Origin of the sequence: Streptomyces sp. NPDC014889 (assembly GCF_043081205.1) — a bacterium.
GTDB lineage: Bacteria > Actinomycetota > Actinomycetes > Streptomycetales > Streptomycetaceae > Streptomyces.
This window is the reverse complement of sequence record NZ_JBIBWH010000033.1, coordinates 1-20,395: the sequence shown is the minus strand read 5'-3', so window position 1 is coordinate 20,395 and position 20,395 is coordinate 1. Positions and strand designations below refer to the sequence as shown.

Sequence of the window (20,395 nt, the reverse complement as noted above, 5' to 3'; positions counted from 1 at the left end):
ATGCTCACGCCAACAAGGGATCGTGCGAGGCGCAAATACGCCCTGACGTAAAAGCGCCTCGCCCCTCAAGGTGATCAGTCGAGCCAGCCGGATCGCGCCACGTACCAGCCGAGTTGGAAGCGGGTGGCCGCTCCGACCTGCTCCATCAGCGCGCGCAGCCGCCGCTGGACGGTGCGGTGCCCCAAGCCGAGCTGGCGTGCGATGGCCGCGTCGGTGAGACCGACGTGCAGCAGCGCGAGGATCTGCCGATCGACGCGGTCGAGCCGTACGTGGTCGGCGGCCTGCACGTCGGCCCCGGTGTCCGACATACCCAGCCGCCGGCCCTTGGCGAAGTGCTCCTCGAAGAGGGAGCAAAGGGCCGTGAGCAGTCCCGAGCGGTGCACGACGAGCGCGACGGGTTCGACGTCCTCGCGCTCGGGATCGAGAGGCAGCAGGGCGATGCTCCCGTCCACCAGGACGAGCTTGATCGGCAGCCGGTCGGCGACGGCGATGTCCTGCCCCAGGGCGAGGCAGGAGGCCAGGATGGCCGGGGCATCGGGGAATTCCAGGTACGCGCGTTCGATGACTCCGCGCATCCGTACACCGCGCCGCGCCAGTTCCTGTTCGGCCTCGTCATGGTTGTCGGCGAAGGTGATCACCGGGGGTGCACTCTGCGCGGGCACCATGGAGCACACCTCGGTCTTCGCCAGTCGCTGCATGGTCAGCAGCCGGTGCCGGATCGCGGTGGCGCCGGAGAGCACTTCGATCGGGACGCCCGAGGCGTGCGCGCGGGCGGAGCGGTGCCGCTCGGTGAGATCGGTGACGAGGGCCTCCACCCGGAGCAGCGCGGCACGCCGCGACTCCAGAAGCGGGCCGAGCGTGAGCGACGGCGAGGCAGCCCGGTAGCGCAGGCCACCCTCACGCCGCTCCGCACTGGCAAGACCGCGCTCCACCAGGACATCGAGGGCACGTGCGACGGCTCCCTCGCCGGGCAGCACGTCGGACAGTGCGGCCGGTTCACTGTCGGGCCGGTCCACGAGTTGCCGGTAGACAGCGTCCTCGTCGGCGCCCAGGCCCAGGAGTGTCAGCAGGGACGCGTCCGCCGGGCCCCGCATGTCAGGCGCCGGGGCCACAGGACGCGGATCGGGCCTCAGCGGCCGGCCTTCGACCGCGCAGGCGCAGCACTCGGCCGGCGAAACTCAAACACCCGACGCGCTTCCACGATGTCCGCCACCGGGGCCACCCCTTTCCTTTTCGGTGCGCTGACGACGGTGTCACCCTAACTGCCCGTACCCGCCCACGGAATGCGTCTGCTGCCACGTGAAGCGACGTGATACGGCATCCCACACTCGTACTACGTCACGCCACCTGGCTGGGCCCATCGTGCTGCACAGTCCCGCGAACCACGAGACTCAGGCCGTGACCACCCCCCGCCGCCCCCTGGCCACCAGCCCCCAACCCACCGCCGAACCGGAGCCGTCCCCCATGGCGACAGCCGCGAGCCAGGCCATACGGCAGCGGAACAGACTGCCGCCGAGCCCCCGCCTCCGGAAAAAGGATCAGCCGATGCCACGGTCGCCAGACCGCCACCGCCTGACCACAAACACCGACCCGCTCCAGTTCCAAGTCCCGGCCTAATCTCGGCAGACATGGCCCGCCCGGCACGCCCAGGGCTTACGGCCATCTGGCCAACTCCCTGCCCGTCTCCTCGTCGACGAGAGTGACCCGAGCGTCGGGCAGGCTGCTGCCCCCCGTTACCTTTTTCGTGGCTCCGCAATGGGGCCTCCGGCCTTCGGGTCCGGCATGACTTCCCCCTCCTGTTGTTCATGATCCGGGGGGTGGTGTCACCGGGTCCGGAGGCACCGACGGACCGCTGATGAGGGGCTTGAGCACCGGCTTCACCCGAGCCGGAAGAGCTCTCCGTAACGTGGATGTGGCAGCTCGGTGCCCAGGCAAGGCCGGACGAAAGCGTGATGGAGGGGCCTGCGCGTGATCGACACCGGCGGCATCGACGTCTTCCTCGGCCTGGACGTCGGCAAGGGCGAACACCACGCCACCGCCGTCACCCCGGCCGGCAAGAAGGCGTTCGACAAGCGCCTGCCCAACACCGAGCCCAAGCTGCGCGAGCTGTTCGCGAAACTTCAGGCCAAGCACGGAACGGTGCTGGTCGTAGTCGACCAGCCGGCCTCGATCGGCGCCCTGCCGCTGGCGGTCGCCAGAGACATGGGCTGCCCGGTCGCCTACCTGCCCGGCCTGACGATGCGGCGGATCGCCGACCTCTACCCGGGCGAGGCCAAGACCGACGCGAAGGACGCGTTCATCATCGCGGACGCGGCCCGCGCGATGCCGCACACGCTGCGGGCGATCGACGGTGCGCGCTCTGTCCCGCAGCGAACGCGCGGCCCGGGCGGTCCAGGACCTTGGGGCGCTTCGGTCCGCGGAGGCCTGGGGGACCTGGCTGCCACGACCCACGGCCGCACCCTCTTCGGCAGCGAGGGCAAGGCGGGCTTGAGCTACTACGGGTTGGGCGCCCCGCTGACGGCCCGTGACCTGGTGCTCTCGGGGACACTGTGCGCCGCGTGCGCCGTGCTGGCGCTCTGCCGTCCCAGCCGCCTGCGACGCCACTCCTACCGCTGGCTGGCCCCTGTCGTGCTCGCCATGTTCATGGCCGGGGGCCTGCACATCATCTCCGTCAGTCCGGCTTTCCAGCGCGGCTTATTCGTCCTCGAAGTCACCGCGCTGCTCGGCGCGTGGGTTGCGACGGCAGCCACCGGCGACCACCGGTGGCTGATCCCCGTCGCGGCGGTCGCGATCGTCCGCACCCAGGCGATCGTCGTCCAGCCGGACGCGTTCATGCAGTCCCTTCCGGACCTGGTCGTTTTCCTCCTGCTGATCGCGCCCCTCCCCGCCCTGGCGATCACCGCCCAGCGCCGACGGGGGCAGGCACTCCCCGAATAGGAGCGGACCCCGGTGGGTCGGCCGAGCCCGGCGGCCCACGTCGTGCCACAAACGTGCGTGACCTAACTCCCCTCAACGGAAGAAACAGAGCGATGACTCAGCACGATTCTCCGGCCCTGCCCGCGCACCGTCCGGGGGCCTCAAGGCAGGGCCCCGCCGACCCCAGCCCGTCGCGTACGACACGGCCGTGGATGCCGGCTCTGCTCTACACCCTGGGGTTCCTGACGCTCTACCTGCTCGCCATCTGCACCCCGTGGGGGCAACGAGCTGAGAACGCCCTGTTTGGTCTCGGTTCAGAGGGCAGCGAAGACGCATGGATCTACCCCCTGTCAGGATCGGCCTACGGCTCGACGCCCCTGCCGCCGCTGGAATTGAGCGCCAAGCCCACCCTGATGGTGGGCCTGGCCGTCATCGTGGTCCTCACACTGGTGCGGCGGTGCTGGTGGCCGGGGTGCGCGGCGCTCGGCGTCGTCATTCTCACGACCGGAGGCAAGGAGGTGCTCAAATCGACCCTGCCCCGTCCCGATCTCGTGGGCGCGCCCGAGAATCTCCTTGATCAGGGTTTCCCCAGCGGGCACACCGCCATCCCCGCCGCGCTGACTCTCGCCGCCGTCCTCGTGGTTTCCCCCCGCATCCGCCCCTACACCGCCACGGCCGGTGTGCTTTGGCTCGCCTGCATCGCCGCCGCCAGCGCGACCATGGGCGGCCACCGGCCCAGCGAAGTGCTGGGGGCCACACTGTTGGCCTGTGCCTGTTACGGCCTCGCAACCTGGCTGCTGCCGCCGGCCGCCGCGCCAGGCGCCACGCGGAGCACCCGTGCGCTGCCCGTCATCACCTTGACGGTGGCATTGGCCATCGCCCTCGTTTCCGGCGCACGAAACGACACCCTCACAAGGTCACTGGTCTCCGCGGCGACGGCCTTCATATGTGCGGCCCTGGTCTGGCACGCCGCAGTCGGGCGGCCCGCACACACCGCGCGCCGCACACGCCCCGCACTGGGTTGACCACGCGGTCGGCTCCGGGCGGGAACCGGCGCATCCTGGCAGAGCGGCGATCCGATGCCATCCCAGCACACACAGTGACTGCAACGACGCTTGGGCTGCAGTACTCGCGACAGTTGAATACGCGAGTCCACCAGTATCACACCCGGAGCCCACCAGTCCCAAGGGCCTGACGTGGGAGATTCAGGGCTAGAACATGGTCGTGAGAGTTGATCTCACGGCCGACAAGACCGTCTTGGCTGCGGCAACGTACTGGGGGATGAATGGTGCTGGTGACGGAGTTCAAGACGGAAGATCTGCCGGTGGCCGAGAGGTTCGGCTCCTGGCACGACATGACGGCCAGCGTGTTGATACCCAACGCGATCCGCAGCGACCACGAGGCGGACTTCCGGGCGAGCGCGCGAGTGCTGGGCCTGGGTGCGGTGGAGGTGTCCGCGCTGGCCTATCCGTCGCTGGAGACCCGCCGGACGACGAAGCTGATCCGGTGCTCCGATCCCGAGTCCTACCAGTTGCTGCTGAACCTGCGCGGTAGCCACCGGATCCTACAGGCCGGCCGGGACACCACCAGCGGCCCCGGGGAGGTGATGCTCTACGACACCTCGCGCCCCTGGCAGGGCTGGGCATCCGCTGACCAGGACACTGTGGGAACCGTGGGAGGAGTGATGGTGCAATTCCCCCGGGCCCTGCTGCCGCTCCCGGCGAACAAGGTTGACCAGCTCACCGCCGTGCGGTTGCCCGGACGCGAGGGGATGGGCGCTGTGCTGTCCGGCTACCTCACGCAGCTGGTCGCTGGAGCAGCCACCTACACCGCGGCGGACGGCGCCCGCCTGGCCACCTGCACCCTCGACCTGCTCACCGCCTTCCTCGCCCACCACCTGGACGCCGGCGCATCGGTGCCGCCCCAGACCCACCACCGGGCCTTGCTGATGAAGATCCACGCCTTCATCCAGCAGCACCTGGGCGACCCGGACCTGTCTCCAGGCGCGGTCGCCGCGGCCCACCACATCTCCCTGCGTTCCCTGCACCGGCTCTTCCAGGACCAGGACACCACCGTCGCCGGCTGCATCCGCGCCCGCCGGCTGGAGCGCTGCCGCCGCGACCTGGCCGACCCCCTCCTGAGCAACCAGCCGATCCACGCCCTCGCAGCGCGCTGGGGCTTCGCGGACCCCGCGCACTTCTCCCGTGCCTTCCGCGCCGTCTACGGACTCGGCCCCCAGGACTACCGCCAGCAGTACCAAGCCGACCGGGCCCCATGTGGCACGCATCGTCAAGCACCTGGCACTCCTCGTCAATGATCGACCTGCCCTTCCCCACAACTATTAGGCATGCCCTCGACAAGCAAGCGGGCTGCGGGCTGACAGGGGACGGGGGCCTGGCCCGCCACTTCGTGGAAGAGCCACGCCACGTCAGGGGCTAACCGGAACCGTCCAAGATGAGGGGAAGAAAGTATGCGCAAGATCGCGATGGCCGTTACAGCGCTGTCACTCGCCGTAGGAACGGGGCTTGCCGTAGCACCCAGCGCTACGGCAGCGGCGACGCCCTGCCCGAGCGGAGCAGTCTGCATCCGTGAGACGAACGGCAGCATCCTGAGCAAGAACATCTTCTACAGCTACGGCGCCCACAACCTGTCGAACGTCACCGGATATCGTGTGGTCGTCAACAACCAGACCGGCGGTGCAGGCTTCAGGGAATGCCGGGGGTACGACGGCACGAACTGCTCGCCTGTGTACCGCAATACGGGTGAGTACGAACCGATTGACTACACGCCGATCAACTCCATCGTTCTCGTGAAGTAACCGACATCGAGGGTCTAGGTGTGTTGTCCCGGGAGGTTGGCGACACGGTTGGCGGGGATGCGGCCGTCGATGCCGGTGCGGGGCCGGTGGTAGTCGTACCAGTCCAGCCAGTCGGGGAAGGCTGCCTGTCGTTGTGTGTCTGAGGTGTAGTCCAGGCGGGAGTGGCCGTCCAGCGCGGTGTGCAGGTGGGCCAGTCCGACGCCGGTAGCGTTCCCGGTCTAAGCCAGCGGGCCTGCCACCCGCGCTGCCTCTGCGTGGGCGGTTGGCTCGCTGGTCCCTCGGCTTGATGCGGCGTTTTCGTAGGTAGCGGCGGGAGCTGCATGCCCTGTCGTGTCGGGGCCGGGTGCGGGCCGGTCACCGAGGGGGCGGGGCACCACGGTCCGGTTTAGAACCTTGATCGCTCGCCCGCGACCACGACGTCAGCCGCGGCGGCATCCGCACCCTCCTGCCCGAGTACACGACCGCCGACCTGGGCGCCCCGGCCCCGGAGCTGCCCGTCGTCCTCGACATGCCGGGCAAGGTCGCCGACTTCCTCCGCGCGGCCGACCGGGAGCCCGCCGGGCGCGCCGAGTTCGACCGGGGGTGACTGGGGGTGACCGTACGGCGCGGCCAGGGCTACACCTTGCGCGTCACCGCCGTGCCTGAGGTCCACCGCCAACTTCTCGACAGCTGCCAGCCCCTCGACGGTGCCCAGGGCCTCCCGTCGCCCCGGCCCAGCGCAAGGCCCGCCGCGAGTACGAGAACAGCGTTGGGGACCAACGGGACAGCGGATGGCACTAAGCCGGTTTCCGCAGGCAGCGGCCACTCCGTCAACCTCTCAGGGGTGTCGCCGAGATAAGCGCCAAGGCCGCCAGTAGTTGATCTTGAGCGGCCCGGGGGCAATGGAACCGTGGTTGGCGCTGAGATTGATCATGACCGTCGCCGGTCCTTTGTGCTCCTAGGATTGCGAGGGTGACGGCAAGTACCAGTGACATCGAGAAGGCGGCCGGTGTGCTGCGCGTCGGCGGCTTGGTGGCCCTCCCGACCGAGACCGTCTATGGACTGGGCGCCAACGCCGAGGACCCCGCCGCCGTCGCGCGCATCTTCCAGGTCAAGGGGCGTCCGCCGTCCCATCCGCTGATCGTCCATATCGGCGGTGCGGAGCAGCTGGACGACTGGGTCCAGGATGTGCCCGCGACGGCCCGTCTGTTGGCCGAACACTTCTGGCCTGGACCGCTCACGCTGGTCCTGCGGCGCGGTGCCCGCGTGCCCCTCGAAGCGACGGGCGGCCTGGAGACGGTCGCCGTGCGCGTGCCTGACCACCCCGTCGCGCTCGCACTGCTGGCGGCGTTCGGTGGCGGTGTCACGGCTCCGTCCGCCAACCGCTTCGGCCAGGTCAGTCCGACCACGGCGGACGACGTCCGTGCCGAGCTCGGTGACGCCGTCGACTTCGTACTGGACGGCGGTCCCTGCGAGGTCGGCGTCGAGTCGACCATCGTCGACGTCACCGGCGATGCCCCGAGCATTCTGCGGCCCGGCGGTATGACGCGCGAGGACCTCGAAGCGGTGCTGGGATTCTCGCTCGCCGTTCCCTCGACGAGCCACGTTCGGGTGCCGGGCCAGCATCCGTCCCACTACGCACCGCGGGCGCGGGTGGTCCTCGTCGAGCCCGAGAGGGTCATCGCCGAAGCGGAACTCGCTCAGGAGCTGGGGCACCAGGTGGGCGTCTTTCTGCCTGCTTCCTTCGCCGGCGCCCCGGTGAAGGCCCACGCCGTGGTGGCGGTCCCCGCCTCGATGGCCGCCTACGCGCGCGGGCTGTACGGGTTCCTGCGCGAGCTCGACCAGCGGGGGTGTGACCTCATCGTCGCGTCCTTGCCGGAGGAGGAGGGGCTGGGACTGGCGATCGCCAACCGGCTCCGCCGCGCCGCAGGGCCGCAGTCCACCGTGTGACCGGCACCTTCGCCGTGCCCTCACTGCTCCCGGAGGCGGGGGCCGGGCGGATGTGTGACGGATTCGGCTGAGCGGCCGGCGGTCTGGCAGACCGGGCACAGCTCGTGCCGTCAGTCGTCCCTACCTTGTTGATCGGGCTGAGCGAGCCATTCGTAGGGTTGGCTCACCCAGGGGTGCCGGGTGTGGCTTTCAGTCGTCTGCCGTGGTTGTGGCTTCCGCCGATTCGCCGCCCGGCGCCCCACGACGACTCGGCTGCTCATTAGGAATTGCGGCACTGATCGCTCAGTAGGGACTCGACAGCGAGGTCGTCCGTGGTACCTGTACGAACACGACCTGCGAAGTAGCGAGTGACAGCAATCTGGGCCGGTATCGACGCCGGGAAGACCCACCACCACTGCGTCGTGATCGACGACACCGGCAAGCGGCTGCTGTCCCGGCGCGTCGCCAACGACGAGAACGACCTGCTCAAGCTGCTCGGAGACGTTCTCGACCTGGGCGACGAAGCGACGTGGGGCATCGACCTGGCGGACGGTGGGGCTGCTCTGGCCATCGCGGTCTTGCTCAACCACGGTCAGCAGCTCCTCTACATCCCCGGACGGGCGGTCAACCGGGCCTCCGAGGGCTACCGGGGCGACGGCAAGACCGATGCCAAGGACGCGGCGGTGATCGCCGACCAGGCCCGCATCCGGCGTGACCTCATGCCGTTGCGGCCCGGCGACGAGCTGGTGTCCGAGCTGAAGGTCCTCACTCGGCACCGCCGTGATCTCAGCGACGACCGCACCCGGACCATCAACCGGCTCCGCGGCCGCCTCACCGAGATCTTCCCCGGTCTGGAACGTGAACTCGACCTGGGTAACATCGGTCCCTTGGTTCTGCTGACCGGCTACCAGACCCCGCCCGCCATACCGCACCGGCCGACGACGCCTGGCCACCTGGCTGCGCAACCGCAAGGTCCGCAGCGCGGACGAACTCGCCGCGAAGGCCGTCCAGGCGGCCGAAGGGCAGCACACCACTGTCCCCGGCGAGGACATGACCGCCCATGTCGTGCACTCCCTGGCCAGGGATGTGATGGCCCTCAACGAGAAGATCGCGGAGATCGACAAGCTCATCGAGGGCCGGTTTCGCCGCCACCGCAATGCGGAAGTGATCACGAGCATGCCCGGCATCGGTGTCCTGCTGGGCGCCGAGTTCCTGGCTGCCACCGGTGGAGACATGGGCGCCTTCGCCAGCCCGGACCGGCTGGCCGCCTTCGCCGGCGTCTCCCCAGTGCCTCGTGACTCCGGGAAGGTGAGCGGCAACCTGCACCGTCCCACCCGCTACAGCCGGCGCCTCCAACGCGTCTTCTACACCTCCGCGTTGATCAGCATCCGCTGCTGCGACGAATCCCGCTGCTTCTACGATCGAAAGCGTGCCGAAGGCAAACGACACAGCCAGGCCGTCATGGCTCTCGCCCGCCGCAGAGTCAACGTTTTGTGGGCCCTCTTGCGTGACGGACGGTGCTACGACCGCACACCTTTCGTCACCCTGGCCGCTTGACATCTCCATTAGGAATCGGTGACGACCGTTCCCCATCCCCGGCACACCTCGCAGCCCGCGGCCCGCGCCAGGTCGGCGCGGGGGGCGGTGCTGGGCGCGCGGTCGGCTCCGTGAGCCATCGGGCGGTGCCCTTCCACGGAGGATCAAGCGGTGAACCCGATGGGTTCCTCATCCACGTATACGGGGGTCGTCCTCCGGGCCATGACCCGGCTCGGCTTCACCTGCCGCACCCTCCCCGAGGCCGCACCCGCGCGCATCGAAAGCCCGTTGCAGCGGGCTTCCGTGATGCTCGGCACTCCCCTGTCCTCTGACCGACGGGACAGGCGCGAGCCGAACAGAGCAGTGAGGGCCCGACCGGCGCGCGCCGGTCGGGCCCTCACTGCGTGCCGTGCCGCTCTCGGCGCCGCGGTGGGTCAGTGGTCGGAGTAACTGAAGTCACCCACGGTCCAGGCACTGACGTCCTCGATCGGAACGCGGTACATCCCGCCCGTCTCCGGGATCCCCACCGTGCCCTGCAGGATCCGGGCGACATGGAAGTGCAGATGCGTGGGCGGCCCGTCCTTCTTCGCGGGGGTGTCGAAGACAGCGGAGAACTCGCCCAGGCGGGCGGAGTCCCTCAGCACCTCCGACACCCTCTGCCTCCACACGGCTTCGGGAGCCAGGCGACCGGTGATGACAGCACCACCGGTGACCACGGTCAGGGACATCTGGTTGCTCTGCCCTGACTCCACAAGGGCGGCGATTTCCACGATCAGCTCGTCAGACTTCGGCATGAGATCTGATTGTATGCACCGGCCCGTCCGGACGGCTTGGGCGGTGGCACTACCGGGCAGGACGGGCGCATACGTTCTTGCCGCCGGAGGTCCGGCGGGTGACCGCGGTGGCGCGGACCAGGTGGTTGACCATGGGCCGGCCGAACCCCAGATGGCGCAATACAGGTCAGGCGTGCGCAGGTGCGGCACCTGCAACTGGGATCGTGGAGGGCCACTTCGATGGTGTCCGGGTGGGCCGTCAGTTCCGGTGTGCAGGTGCCCCCGCCGCGGCGCAGGGCTTTGGTAACGAGCTCGGACATGACCAGGACCACGGTGTCCGCGGCTTCCGGGGCAATGGTCGGCTGCCGCAGGTCTTCGAGGAAGGCCCGTGCGGTGTCACGTGCGTCGGCAACGGCCATGGGAGAACGGAAAGTTGTGGTGTTGGCGGTCATCGTGTTCATCAGGGCCACCCCGGTCGCTGGATCGTCTATGCCCGGCCCTTGCCCACCCGGCCCCCGTGCCCTGCCCGCCACCTGGCCAACCCACCAGAGCCACCGTGCTTGCCGGAGGGGACTGAGGATCGCAGTCGACGCGCCGCGCCGGTCGGCGGCCTCACGGGAAGCCCAGCGGGCGGCTTGTGGGTCTCACCCCGTGCGCCGGACCTGCGCTGCGGACGGCGGTGGTTCGCCGAGCTGACGCAGAAGAAGCTCAAGCGGGGCGTCCACCGCTCCGTCCAGGCCCTGGAACGCGACATCCGCAGTTGGCTCGCCGACTGGAACGAGCATCCAAGGCCCTTCGTCTGGACCAAGACCGCCGACGAGATCCTCGACAAAGTCGCCAGGTACTGCCGACGAATCTCTGACTCAGGTCACTATGAGCCCTGCGGCGGATACGGCGGCTACCGTGGTACGGCGGTTCCGAGCGTTCAACACGCTTCCTTCCGGCAGTCCATCAGAAATGGGCGTAATGGCCTAAAACAGGCCGAGGGACGTACGGCGGTGCTTCGGAGCAGGCAGGGACGGCCGGATCGCTCCGCCCCCTGCCACCGGCAAGGAGAAAGGTATCTGCTCAGTAAACGCTTGGTAATGGGTTGGCTGACAGGAATCTTCGGCGCCGACGCCGTCCGTGCGGAGCTGTACGAGGTGTCGTTGGTGGGGCCGCCTGTCATGTAGCCGCCGATGACGTCGCCGGTCTGGGTCTGCTCGTTGAAGTTGGCGATGAACGGCCCGCCGGAGGAGCCACCGCTGTAGCCGTCACAGTCGATTCGCAAGTAGGAGCCCGGCCAGCCGCTGAAGGTCTCTTTGCGTGTGGTGGTCGTGCAGGTGAGAGGCGGCGGATTCGCTCCGGGATAGGCGACCAGGTGCACGTTCTTGTGATCGAATCCACTGCCGGTCAGCAGACGGTTACCGCCCACGGTGTCCTCAACCTGTCGGCCGTCCTTGCCCGGCTCCACTTCGAGGAATGCTTGACCGAGAAGAGACCGTACGGCGCGAAGGGCTTGCCGTCGCTGCCCTTTTGGAGCTTGGGAGCGAAGGCGAGTTGATTGGCGCTCTCCCGGCCTGTCAGACAGTGCGCGGCCGTGATGACCAGGTTGCGCTTGGGGCTGGAGACCACGCTGGCGCTGCAGAAGTAGATGCCGTTGGCTTCCACGCGGTAGAGCGTTCCGGCCACTGGCAGTCCCTCGAACCGGGTGCTGGCCGCCCGGGGGGGAGACGGTGGTGCTGGTCTGGCGCTCGTCCCCGTCTGGCCATGGTATTGCTTCCGCCATGCGCTCGGGGGTGAGGTAGGCGGTCGCATCGGCTGAGGACCAGCGATCAAGGTCCGGGGGTACTGGTGTGCTGGCAGAGCGTGTCGGCCGGCTGCCGGACTCCGGGTCGGCTGTCCCGGTTTCCTGGCCCGCGGCCGGAGGTGCGGACCGGTGCTCGGCCTTCGGAGTGCTCGCCTGGGGCTCGGGGGTTGTGGCGGGAGAGGCCGTAAGGCCTTTCTCCTGAGGAGTGGGCGAAACGGCTGGAGGGGAAGAAGCCGCGCCGCTGGGCAGTGGGGAACCGGGCGGCGCCGAGGGCTCGGCGGACGCAACGGTGATACCTGTGGTGAGAAGGAAAGTGGTCGCTAAGCCGATCCCGTTCGGTGTCCTGCGGACTGGCCATCGCCGGATGCGCGGACACCACGGGAACAGCCAGGTCCTCCGCCACACCCAGCGTCAACACAAGCGAACACAGTGCACAGGATGCGGTGCTGAGCGTCGAGAACGCCACCGACCTGCAACGCTGCTCCCTCGCCAAAGTCAGGGTGCGCACGCGGTCCACCGACGACCGGGCCACCCAACCGGGGTGTACGAAGGGCTCGCCTACATCTCCCGCCCGGTCGGCGAGTACACCGCGACCGTGCCGGTCCCGGGCGGCACAGCCACGGTCGCGCTCCGCGTCACCGGCACCGCCCAAGGCAAGCAGCGCATTCCCTTCGACCAGCCGGTGGAGCCCAACATCTTCGCCGACGGCCGGGCCACTCCCGGCGCACAGCTGGAGGTGACCGCGATCGACGAGCTCCCCGACCGCCGCGAAAAGACCGTCGCCGTCTCCTCCGACGCCTTCACCTCACCGGTACGGCTCACATACCGCGGGAGGGCATACGTAGGAAAGGCCACCGTGGGAAGCGACGCCACCCCCGGCCCGCACCGCATGGAGCTGACCAACCACTTCGGCTGCGCCCACGCAGTCGCCGGCACCGTACACGTCACCGAGTGAGCCAAGTTCGGACGATGCAGCCTGCGCACAGACCGCCCCGCGCGTACGAGGTGGACCGGGCCGACCCTCCGACGGGGATCCGGCGTGGCTGAGAGGCAGGTCGACCGCACGACCCCAGGGCGTTGCAGTTGCCGAATACCTGATCCGTGCTGGTCAGGCCGCATGGGTGTACTCGTGGAGGGTGCCGCCGAGTCGCGTGCGTCTGCGTATGTCGAGACGCGCGATCGTGCCCGGATCTTCGATCGGAGCAGGTAGCGGAGGGAGGGGGCGGGCATTCGCGATGCCCTGGTGCGGCCTGTGCTCGTTGTAGAAGGCCTGAAGTCAGGTCTGTCGCGGCAGCTGTCGTTCTTGAGCGTGGTGGCTCCGTCATGTCGCCACGGCGGCTGTTACGTTGCTCCCACGCGCGGTGCGCCTCCAGGTGTCGTCCGGGATCTGGCAGGCGGGGGGCCTCCCCCTGAGTGGTGGGCACGCTGATACTGGATCTGCTTGATCCGGAGGAAGCGAGAAGACCGCCGATGGCGATGAAGGACTACTCGGACGAGTTCAGGGCCGATGCCGTGGCCCTGTACGAGTCCACGCCCGGGGCGACGTACAAGGGCATCGCTGCTGACCTGGGCATCAACCGGGCCACCCTGCGGGAGTGGGTGCTGCGGGACCGTGGACGCCGCGGCGTCGCCGCCGCTACCCCGTCTGCGGGCGGGACGCCGGCGGCCCGGGCCGGGAAGACGGTGCCGTCCGCCGATCCGGACGAGCGCATCCGGCAGCTGGAGGCCCGGGTGGCCGAGCTCGAGGCGAGTGAGCGGAAGCTGGCGACCGAGCGGGACATACTCCGAAGGGCGGCCAAGTATTTCGCCGGGGAGACCAACTGGTGAGGGGCCGCTTCCAGTTCGTCGACGACCACCGGGACGCCTACGGCGTGAAGCGGCTCTGCAAGGTCCTGGACCTGAACCGGTCCAGCTACTACAAGTGGCTCGCCGGCAGGAAGGCGAGGGCGGCACGGCTGCGCGAGGACCAGCTCCTGGCCGAGCGGAGCCGCGAGGTCCACGACGAGTCCGGCGGCGCCTACGGCTCCCCCCGGGTGACCGCCGAGTTCCGGGAGAAGGGGCTGCGGGTCAACGAGAAGCGGATCGCCCGGGTGATGCGGACGTTCTCCATCACACCGGCATCCGCCTGCGCAGAGGTGTCCGCACCACCGTCCGGGACCCGACAGCCTCACAGCTTCCGGACCTGTTCCAGCGGGACCGAGCGAGCGGGCCGTCGTCGCCTACGTCCGCGCCTGCGGCGCCGGCGGCGAGCAGGAGGCACTGCGGCGCTGGCGGGCCGCCGGCGCCGAACAGCGCGGCGTCCTCGCCACCCTGCGCGCGCCCGCCGTCGACAGCATCCGCACCCGCGCCGACCTGAACGCGGCCCTCACCGCCGCCTACGAACGCGCCGGCGCCCCCGCCCTGCGCGTCCTGCAGGACCGCGCCGCCACCGCCGAGGTTGCCGGGCAGGTGCTGCTGCCGCTGAAAGCCGCCTGGCGCGCCACCCGGCGCGAGGGGCGGTTCACCGCCTGGTACCAGTGCGATGCCTTCCTGCGCGGCTGCGGCATCCCCGTGCGCGACATGCCCCGCTGGAAGGAGGCGTGGCAGCGCACCGCCGTCGGCCGTCCGACCGCCCGGGACCGCTTCCAGACCCGCCCCGCATCCAAAGGTTCCCTCGCGCGCCGCGGTCGTACACCCTCCGCCCTCATCACCTGGACGCCCGAGATGGAGAGGTCGGCCATGGAGGCCGTGAAGGTCTTGGCCTCCGCCCACGGCACCTTGAGGCCCAAGATGGAGAGGTCGGCCATGGCCGCTGTGAAGGCCCTGGAATCCTTCTGCGCTCGCCCGATCCGCGGGTGCAGCGCGCTGCCCTCACCCAGGGCCTGGCGCACGCGGTGGAGGCCGTGGCCCGCCTCAACGGCACCGGCCCCTCCTCCTTCCACAACAGGCAACTCGACCTAATGCGGGTGCAATCCGACGCGGGCCGGGGTCCGGCCGGGACGGCGGGCGCCGTGCCGCGGCCCCTGCCCGGCCCGGCGCGCGGGGCGACGCGGACCGATGCCGGAACCGCTGTCCGGCCACTCGCCTGAGTGGCGGCGCCCACGGCCCTCAGACGCGCGGCGGGTCCCGCGGGCAGTGCGGCCGCACCGGCTGCGGCTCGTGCCCGCTCCGAGTCGTGGGCCGGGGCGGCGCGGCGGAACTTCTCAAAGATCTCGGATTTCTTTTCCCGACCCGGGCCTCCCAAGCGATGAACGGGGTGGAAGGCGCGAGAGACGAAGAGCTTCCGCGCCGCACGTGAGTCACAACTCCCGCTGCGCCTCGTACAGGTTCCGCGGCCGTATGACGTCCGTCGTGCCGTACAGCTCCAGGCGGGAGTGCAGATCGCCCGTGAAGTCGGGGACGTCGATCTGGTCGAACTCCCTGACCTCGTTCAGGCCGACCGTGGCGGAGTACGGGGCCAGGCCGTCGATCTTCATCAGCCCCGCACGGCCGTTGGTCACGCGGATGTTCCAGTGGGTGAAGCGGGCGCCGAAGAGGGGACCGGCCGACGCGTCCCCGCCGTGGCGGCCGTTGTTGTTCACCGTGATGTCCGTACGGACGTTCGCGAAGGGCAGCCCCCGGTGCGAGTCGAAGGTGCCCATCCGCATGTCACCGTGCGACCAGACGTTGTAGGAGGAGAGGCCCTCGACGTTGATGCCGTGGAGCTGGGTGTTCGGCGGGGCCGGAACCGTGCGCTGCTCGATCGTGAAGTCCTCGATCAGGTTGTCGTGCGAGCCCTCCCGGCAGAAGTACGGGTGGTGCGAGCCCCGGCCCGCCACTCGGGTGCGGCGCAGGGTGCAGGAGGACGCGGCAACCAGGCCGAAGCCGTTGTCCACGTGCCGTACGACGATGTCGTCCGCCCAGCAGTCGTACGCGCACTGGAACGTGACTCCGTTGTAGCCCTTGTCCAGCAGGTGCTCCGACTGCGGGGTCTCGACCGCCTCCAGGGTCAGGCCCTCGATGCCGGCGCCGGTCAGCGCCCCTGCGTGCGTCGTCAGACGCGGGTCCCACTCCGGCCGCACATCCAGCGGGAGGGGGCGTTCGAACGTGACCTTCCGGCCGGCCACGCGCGCGATGCGCACGGGCCACTCATAGGGGACGTACGACGTCAGCTTCGTCTTGTCGTCCCAGATGTACGCCTCAGGTCCCGGGCCACCGCCGGACATGTGCTCCAGGAGCGTGTGGCCGGCGTCGTCCGCGAGGCGCAGGAGGACAAGTTGCCCCGGCCTCAGCCGCCGGGTGTCGGCGACCGTCACCGTCCAGGAGCCCTGCCGGGCCGGGGACACCGTGGTCAGCGTCTCCCATTCGTCGCGCCTGTTGCCGGTCCAGCCCTCGAACGGCCAGTTCCCCGCCCGGACGGCCGCGACCAGGGAGTCCCAACGGGCTGTCGGGGCCAGCCAGATGAGGCCGCCCGCCCAGGACCAGGAGGACTTGTCGCCGCCGTACCGGGACCCGTAGGCGCCGATCAGTTCGGTGAGGTTCTTCGTCGCGTACAGCGTCGTTCGACCGCTGCCCGCGCCCCGCAGGACGACGTTGTCGTGTCCGATACGGATCAGGCCGTCGATACGGAACGTGCCGGGCGGGATGAGGACCGTGCCACCGCCGGCCCTTCCGGCGGCGGCGACGGCGCGGTTGATCGCGGGGGCACAGTCGGTCGTGCCGTCCGCCACGGCTCCGTACGCGGTCACGTCGGCCACTACGGGGCGGCGGGGGAAGCGCGCCGCCCCGCCGCGGCAGCCGGCCCGCCCAACGTACGGGATCTGCGGATGGGTGAAGGGGGCGCGGGCGAACTCGCGCCACAGGGCGGGAACATCGCCCCTCGGCTGTGCGGGTGCGGCGGCCGCTGCCGTTCCAGTCGCCGCGACGGCCGCCACGGCGATGGCGCTGCCGAGCAGGCTCCGTCTACTGATGTCCGCGTGCTCCATGCCCATGTCCCAGCTGCCTTCCAAGGATTCCCAGGAGTCCGAGAGTCGTGACTTTCCATGGATGTGAACGACGTTCATATCCACGTCGGCGGTGAGCATGCCATGGCACCCCTGGGTGGGGAAGGGGGCGTGCAGTGATCAGCTGCTACGGACGTGAGAGTCAGCCCTCGGCCATGGACGACCGGCAGTTCGAGTACGCGCTGCGTGCACCGTTTCACAACCTAGTCCTGGGCGGGCTGAGCAGGTCGTCACCGGGCCACAAAGCACCGCCTGCCTCGGCCCAGGCCAGGTGCTGGCGTACGTGGGCCAGGACTGCTTTTCGGTCCTGCGGGCCATAGGCGGTGCATTCCTGGGTGGCCGGGTCGATGACGCGGACGGTGCTGTCGGGGCCGTTGCACAGCAGGGCGCGCTCGATGGGGGGAGGCCGAGGCTGAGCGCGTCGCAGCCTTCGTTGCGGATGAGCCGGAGGAGGTCGGCCACCACCGTTTCCCAGCCGCCGACCTTCGGCCAGTGGGCGCCGCCGCCCAGTTGGTGGGTGAGGGTGGCCAGCGAGACGATCTCGCCCGGCCGGCGGCCTTGGGCCAGGTGCCGGTGGATGCGTACCCCGTCGGGCTGCTTCACGTGAGGGTGGAGCAGACAGGCTGCGGCGACGACGGAGGTGTTGATCTCCCGGGCGGGCAGCGGATAGTACGGTTCGTGCGCGAACAGCAGATACAGGGACATGCCCACCGTCGGCTGGTGGCCGGCTTGGCCGTCCGGCACGCGCCCGTGCTCTGCCGGGGACAAGGGGTTGTTCGGCTCGTTCATGCGTTGCTTCCTTCCGCAGATCGGACTGATGCGGTGGTGCAGGTGGTGCAGCGGCCGTCGCCGTCGGGGCGGGCCCGCCGGGGAGTCGGTCCGGGGCACGTTTGGCATAGCGGCCAGCCGAGGCAGGCCGGGCAGAGGTCTTCGCCGAGGGCGGTTGCGGAATGTCCGCAGCGGGCGCATTCGTTGAGCGCCCGGTAGGTCAGGGCCTCAGTCACGGTGCGGGCGGCACACGCGGTGGATGACCGCTCGGCCGCCGACCACGCCGACGGCTCCTCCCCCAGGCCCTGGCCGGGGTGGTGGCGTGCCGGCGTTGCGGGCGGTGGGTAGGTCTGAGCGGCTCGCAGGCGGGCGGCGATGATCGCTCCGACCGAGGTGCGCACCGGGTGCGGCGAGGGCCGGTCGGTGATGACGTGGCGCAGTTGCTCGGTGCTCCAGCCGGCCTCCATCATCGCGGTGACCACGCGGCCCTGATCGGTCAGCGCGTTGCCGGCAGCAGCAGTTCCGGACGGCTCGCCCCGATCTCGAGCAGCAGCCGGGGCCGTTGAGTGAGGTGACGTGCGCGAGGTCCATAACGGTCAGCTGACCCGGCGCCCCCGACCACGTTGACGGCCACAGCCCCCGACCACGGGTCACGATCCGGAGACGTGCGCACTGGGCTGGCGTGGTCGGGCTCATGGTCGGGCCGACCACGGGTCTTCTCCGGTGCTCGGGAAGGTTGCGCAGTCGCGGTTGCGCGAGCGATGGCGGCGCTCATTGCGCAGACGGCTGCGCAACGACTCGCGGGTCCTGCGCATTCGGCGTGTGCAGCGGACTGCGCACAGCGGGGAGGCGCCGTCGATGTTCTGCGCACTCGGCGGCGTCGTGCGCAACCGGGCTTTTACGGCCTCCTTCCTGGAGGCAGTGCGCCCTCGATCCGTCGGCGGCCTGGGCCTCTGTATCCCCTGGGCTCGCTGGGCCCGGCCAGTTCTCCGTCCCCAGCACCTTCACGGCGGTGATCGGTTCGGGGGGGTGCCCGGTCGCCGCCCCGGGGCCGTGGTCGGGGCTGTGGTCGGGCCGACCACGGGCCCGACCACGGGCTTTGTGTCCCCATCGTGACCGTGGTCGGGGGCTCATGGTTCCTCAAGGCCCGTAAGTACACGTTCTGACCCGGGAGTTAGACCATATCCCCTGGCAAGCAGGCCGCGGAGAGCGACGCTGCTCCCCCGAAGCGTCGTGTACTCGTCCCCCCTGCCCCGGCGCCCTGTCGGCCATTGACACACCCGACGATCCGCCGGAGCGGCCGGGAATTCTCCCACGCTGGTGGAGCTGTATGAGAAGGCCGGCTTCCCCGCCCCCACGCACCTGCTGCCGCGCCGGCATTCCCCGAACACGGCACCCGCCGGGTGCGATCATCCGGCGTGAGACCCTCGATGACGTCCTCATCATGGGCGAGGCTCACGCCCGACAGGTCCTGGCCACCCACAACAAGCACGACAAATGCGCATCAGCCTCATCGGGCCCGCAGTCCGCTGCCACCCGACTCGGCGCAACAGCCCGCCACCGTGTACAACTTCGATACGCTCAGCCACCTGCGCACCCGGGTCCTCGGCGGCGTCATCAACAAGTACCGCTACGCGACCTGAGTAGCAACGATGACTTTCCGAGCCTCACGGGCGGGACGCCGGAGTGCTCGGAGCATCACTCCGGCACCGTGTCCTCGCAGCTCTCCGAAACTCTCACCACGCCAAAGACCACCGGGAAATGAGTGATCTGCTGGTTCGGGCCCGGCTTTGAGTTGCAGATCTTCCACTCTGCCGGGTCGTCCACCAGACGGCCCTGCCCGCTTGCGTCCTCGAAGATCATGTCGGTTTTGTAGCCCATCTGCTCCTGGGCACGTCCGGCGTTACCACCGATGACGTCGAGCATGACAGCCGCGACTGGCTCCGGATGCGCCGAATGGTGCGTCCCGGCAGAACCCGGGCCAGTAGGCGTGCCTGCAGAGACGGCCGGCACGGAGGAAGCGCCGCAGGCGGTGACCGAGGCCAGGAGCGTGACGGCGAAGACGGATCTCAGAAACTTGGCGATGGTCGTGTCCCCCCGGTAACGGCAGTTCGGAACAGTATCCCCGGAAAAGAAGAGGAAGCACCACTTCCTTGATCACGGCTCGGTGCAGAGACCACCGCCCTGTCATACCAGCCAGGCGATCGTGCGTTCGACCACCCAGTGGAAGACGCTCAGCCGGAGCCGTGCGACTGCCCACGTCCTGAGACGGTGACGGTTGGTCCCGGACGGCGTCAAACCAGCTGACGCTTTGTCGGAGTTCACGGGCATCTCGAAGTGACATGGCCTGCATCACGGCATCGAGGAGAGCACGGGCTTCGAAGGGGTTACCGCAGCAGTACCAGTGCAACGTGGCCGGGCACGAGGCTGTCGAGTCGGCAGCGGCTGTGTCGGCGAAGGCCGTGGACGACCAGCGGATCGACGAGTTGGTGAGCCGGGCCCAGGCCGCGGGCCTGCAGCTGACCGGCGAGGGCGGGCTGCTCCAGCAGCTGACCAAACGGCTGCTGGAGTCCGCCCTGGAGGGCGAGATCACCGACCACCTCGGCTATGACAAGCACGATCCGGCGGTCAAGGCCCGCGGACACTTCCCCAACGAGCAGGCCACCCTGAAGTGCGTCTGCATGGCCATCATGTCGCTCGACCCCACCGGCAAGGGCCAGGCCCGCTGGACCATGCGCTGGAAGACCGCGCTGAACGCCTTCGACATCACCTTCGACGGCCGACTCTCAGCAGCCCGCCAGTAACCCAACCACCCCGGTTACACCGTTCGTTTGGCTCTGGCCCGTAGTCGGTGGTGACGCCGAGTAGCTGTCCGCGATCATGATCTCGTGATGGATGTCAACTCCCTTGTGGGGACGGTGTTTTC

General features: G+C 69.4%; 13 protein-coding genes and 6 pseudogenes. 11 read left to right on the top strand and 8 right to left on the bottom strand.

Features of this window, described 5'->3' with window-relative positions; translation table 11 throughout:
* Positions 1-74 precede the first annotated feature (74 nt).
* Entirely contained in the window at positions 75-1,094 is a 1,020-nt protein-coding gene (locus ACF09J_RS35675) for a hypothetical protein (RefSeq protein ID WP_392309613.1), read from the bottom strand.
* A gap of 877 nt (positions 1,095-1,971) precedes the next feature.
* On the opposite strand from ACF09J_RS35675, the pseudogene ACF09J_RS35670 reads away from it, so the two are divergent.
* The 4 genes and pseudogenes from ACF09J_RS35670 to ACF09J_RS35655 all read left to right on the top strand — a co-directional run.
* Positions 1,972-2,349, top strand: a pseudogene (locus ACF09J_RS35670) (IS110 family transposase); the annotation flags it as partial.
* 680 nt (positions 2,350-3,029) lie between these two features.
* Complete coding sequence (locus tag ACF09J_RS35665) at positions 3,030-3,941, top strand: phosphatase PAP2 family protein (RefSeq protein WP_392309612.1); 912 nt, start codon at positions 3,030-3,032, stop codon at positions 3,939-3,941.
* A 260-nt stretch (positions 3,942-4,201) separates the two neighbouring features.
* Positions 4,202-5,233, top strand: a complete 1,032-nt coding sequence (locus tag ACF09J_RS35660; protein WP_392309611.1) for a helix-turn-helix domain-containing protein — start codon at positions 4,202-4,204, stop codon at positions 5,231-5,233.
* A gap of 153 nt (positions 5,234-5,386) precedes the next feature.
* Positions 5,387-5,734 (top strand): hypothetical protein, encoded by a 348-nt coding sequence (locus ACF09J_RS35655; protein ID WP_392309610.1) that lies wholly within the window; start codon positions 5,387-5,389, stop codon positions 5,732-5,734.
* Between the two features lie 195 nt (positions 5,735-5,929).
* Here the strand turns inward: ACF09J_RS35655 and ACF09J_RS35650 are convergent.
* Positions 5,930-6,132, bottom strand: a pseudogene (locus ACF09J_RS35650) (IS5/IS1182 family transposase); the annotation flags it as partial.
* Positions 6,133-6,685: 553 nt separating this feature from the next.
* Between ACF09J_RS35650 and ACF09J_RS35645 the strand changes: the two are divergent.
* Positions 6,686-7,663 (top strand): L-threonylcarbamoyladenylate synthase, encoded by a 978-nt coding sequence (locus ACF09J_RS35645; RefSeq protein ID WP_392309609.1) that lies wholly within the window; start codon positions 6,686-6,688, stop codon positions 7,661-7,663.
* A 347-nt stretch (positions 7,664-8,010) separates the two neighbouring features.
* A pseudogene (locus ACF09J_RS35640) lies at positions 8,011-9,199 on the top strand (IS110 family transposase).
* 413 nt (positions 9,200-9,612) lie between these two features.
* On the opposite strand, the gene ACF09J_RS35635 reads toward ACF09J_RS35640, so the two are convergent.
* Positions 9,613-9,972 (bottom strand): hypothetical protein, encoded by a 360-nt coding sequence (locus ACF09J_RS35635; RefSeq protein WP_392309608.1) that lies wholly within the window; start codon positions 9,970-9,972, stop codon positions 9,613-9,615.
* A gap of 656 nt (positions 9,973-10,628) precedes the next feature.
* Here ACF09J_RS35635 and ACF09J_RS35630 point away from each other — a divergent pair.
* Positions 10,629-10,823 (top strand): annotated as a pseudogene (locus ACF09J_RS35630) (IS630 family transposase); the annotation flags it as partial.
* A 53-nt stretch (positions 10,824-10,876) separates the two neighbouring features.
* On the opposite strand, the gene ACF09J_RS35625 reads toward ACF09J_RS35630, so the two are convergent.
* Together ACF09J_RS35625 and ACF09J_RS35620 are read right to left on the bottom strand one after the other, a co-directional pair.
* Complete coding sequence (locus ACF09J_RS35625) at positions 10,877-11,365, bottom strand: hypothetical protein (protein WP_392309614.1); 489 nt, start codon at positions 11,363-11,365, stop codon at positions 10,877-10,879.
* On the bottom strand, positions 11,344-11,622 hold the full coding sequence (locus ACF09J_RS35620; protein WP_392309607.1) for a hypothetical protein: 279 nt from the start codon (positions 11,620-11,622) through the stop codon (positions 11,344-11,346). Before ACF09J_RS35620 ends, ACF09J_RS35625 begins: the two co-directional genes overlap by 22 nt.
* Before the next feature lie 659 nt (positions 11,623-12,281).
* Here ACF09J_RS35620 and ACF09J_RS35615 point away from each other — a divergent pair.
* Positions 12,282-12,695, top strand: coding sequence for a hypothetical protein (locus ACF09J_RS35615; RefSeq protein WP_392309606.1), 414 nt, complete (start codon positions 12,282-12,284; stop codon positions 12,693-12,695).
* A gap of 153 nt (positions 12,696-12,848) precedes the next feature.
* Here ACF09J_RS35615 and ACF09J_RS35610 read toward each other — a convergent pair.
* Positions 12,849-13,013 (bottom strand): annotated as a pseudogene (locus tag ACF09J_RS35610) (transposase); the annotation flags it as partial.
* A 197-nt stretch (positions 13,014-13,210) separates the two neighbouring features.
* Between ACF09J_RS35610 and ACF09J_RS35605 the strand changes: the two are divergent.
* Entirely contained in the window at positions 13,211-13,567 is a 357-nt protein-coding gene (locus ACF09J_RS35605) for a transposase (protein ID WP_392309605.1), read from the top strand.
* On the top strand, positions 13,564-14,808 hold the full coding sequence (locus ACF09J_RS35600; protein ID WP_392309604.1) for an IS3 family transposase: 1,245 nt from the start codon (positions 13,564-13,566) through the stop codon (positions 14,806-14,808). The genes ACF09J_RS35605 and ACF09J_RS35600 overlap by 4 nt, the downstream gene beginning before the upstream one ends.
* 210 nt (positions 14,809-15,018) lie before the next feature.
* Here ACF09J_RS35600 and ACF09J_RS35595 read toward each other — a convergent pair whose 3' ends face one another.
* Positions 15,019-16,689, bottom strand: a complete 1,671-nt coding sequence (locus ACF09J_RS35595) for a glycosyl hydrolase family 28-related protein (RefSeq protein WP_392309603.1) — start codon at positions 16,687-16,689, stop codon at positions 15,019-15,021.
* A 2,478-nt stretch (positions 16,690-19,167) separates the two neighbouring features.
* The gene (locus ACF09J_RS35590) at positions 19,168-19,395 is read right to left on the bottom strand and encodes a hypothetical protein (RefSeq protein ID WP_392309602.1); all 228 of its coding nucleotides are present in this window, start codon (positions 19,393-19,395) and stop codon (positions 19,168-19,170) included.
* A 698-nt stretch (positions 19,396-20,093) separates the two neighbouring features.
* On the opposite strand from ACF09J_RS35590, the pseudogene ACF09J_RS35585 reads away from it, so the two are divergent.
* Positions 20,094-20,273: pseudogene (locus tag ACF09J_RS35585) on the top strand (IS256 family transposase); the annotation flags it as partial.
* Positions 20,274-20,395 lie beyond the last annotated feature (122 nt).

What these genes read in the sequence shown, in the direction of transcription:
- ACF09J_RS35675 (WP_392309613.1), bottom strand. Translation starts at nt 1,094, where the DNA reads ATGCGGGGCCCGGCGGACGCGTCCCTGCTGACACTCCTGGGCCTGGGC.
- ACF09J_RS35665 (WP_392309612.1), top strand. Translation starts at nt 3,030, where the DNA reads ATGACTCAGCACGATTCTCCGGCCCTGCCCGCGCACCGTCCGGGGGCC.
- ACF09J_RS35660 (WP_392309611.1), top strand. Translation starts at nt 4,202, where the DNA reads ATGGTGCTGGTGACGGAGTTCAAGACGGAAGATCTGCCGGTGGCCGAG.
- ACF09J_RS35655 (WP_392309610.1), top strand. Translation starts at nt 5,387, where the DNA reads ATGCGCAAGATCGCGATGGCCGTTACAGCGCTGTCACTCGCCGTAGGA.
- ACF09J_RS35635 (WP_392309608.1), bottom strand. Translation starts at nt 9,972, where the DNA reads ATGCCGAAGTCTGACGAGCTGATCGTGGAAATCGCCGCCCTTGTGGAG.
- ACF09J_RS35605 (WP_392309605.1), top strand. Translation starts at nt 13,211, where the DNA reads ATGGCGATGAAGGACTACTCGGACGAGTTCAGGGCCGATGCCGTGGCC.
- ACF09J_RS35595 (WP_392309603.1), bottom strand. Translation starts at nt 16,689, where the DNA reads ATGGGCATGGAGCACGCGGACATCAGTAGACGGAGCCTGCTCGGCAGC.
- ACF09J_RS35590 (WP_392309602.1), bottom strand. Translation starts at nt 19,395, where the DNA reads ATGCTCGACGTCATCGGTGGTAACGCCGGACGTGCCCAGGAGCAGATG.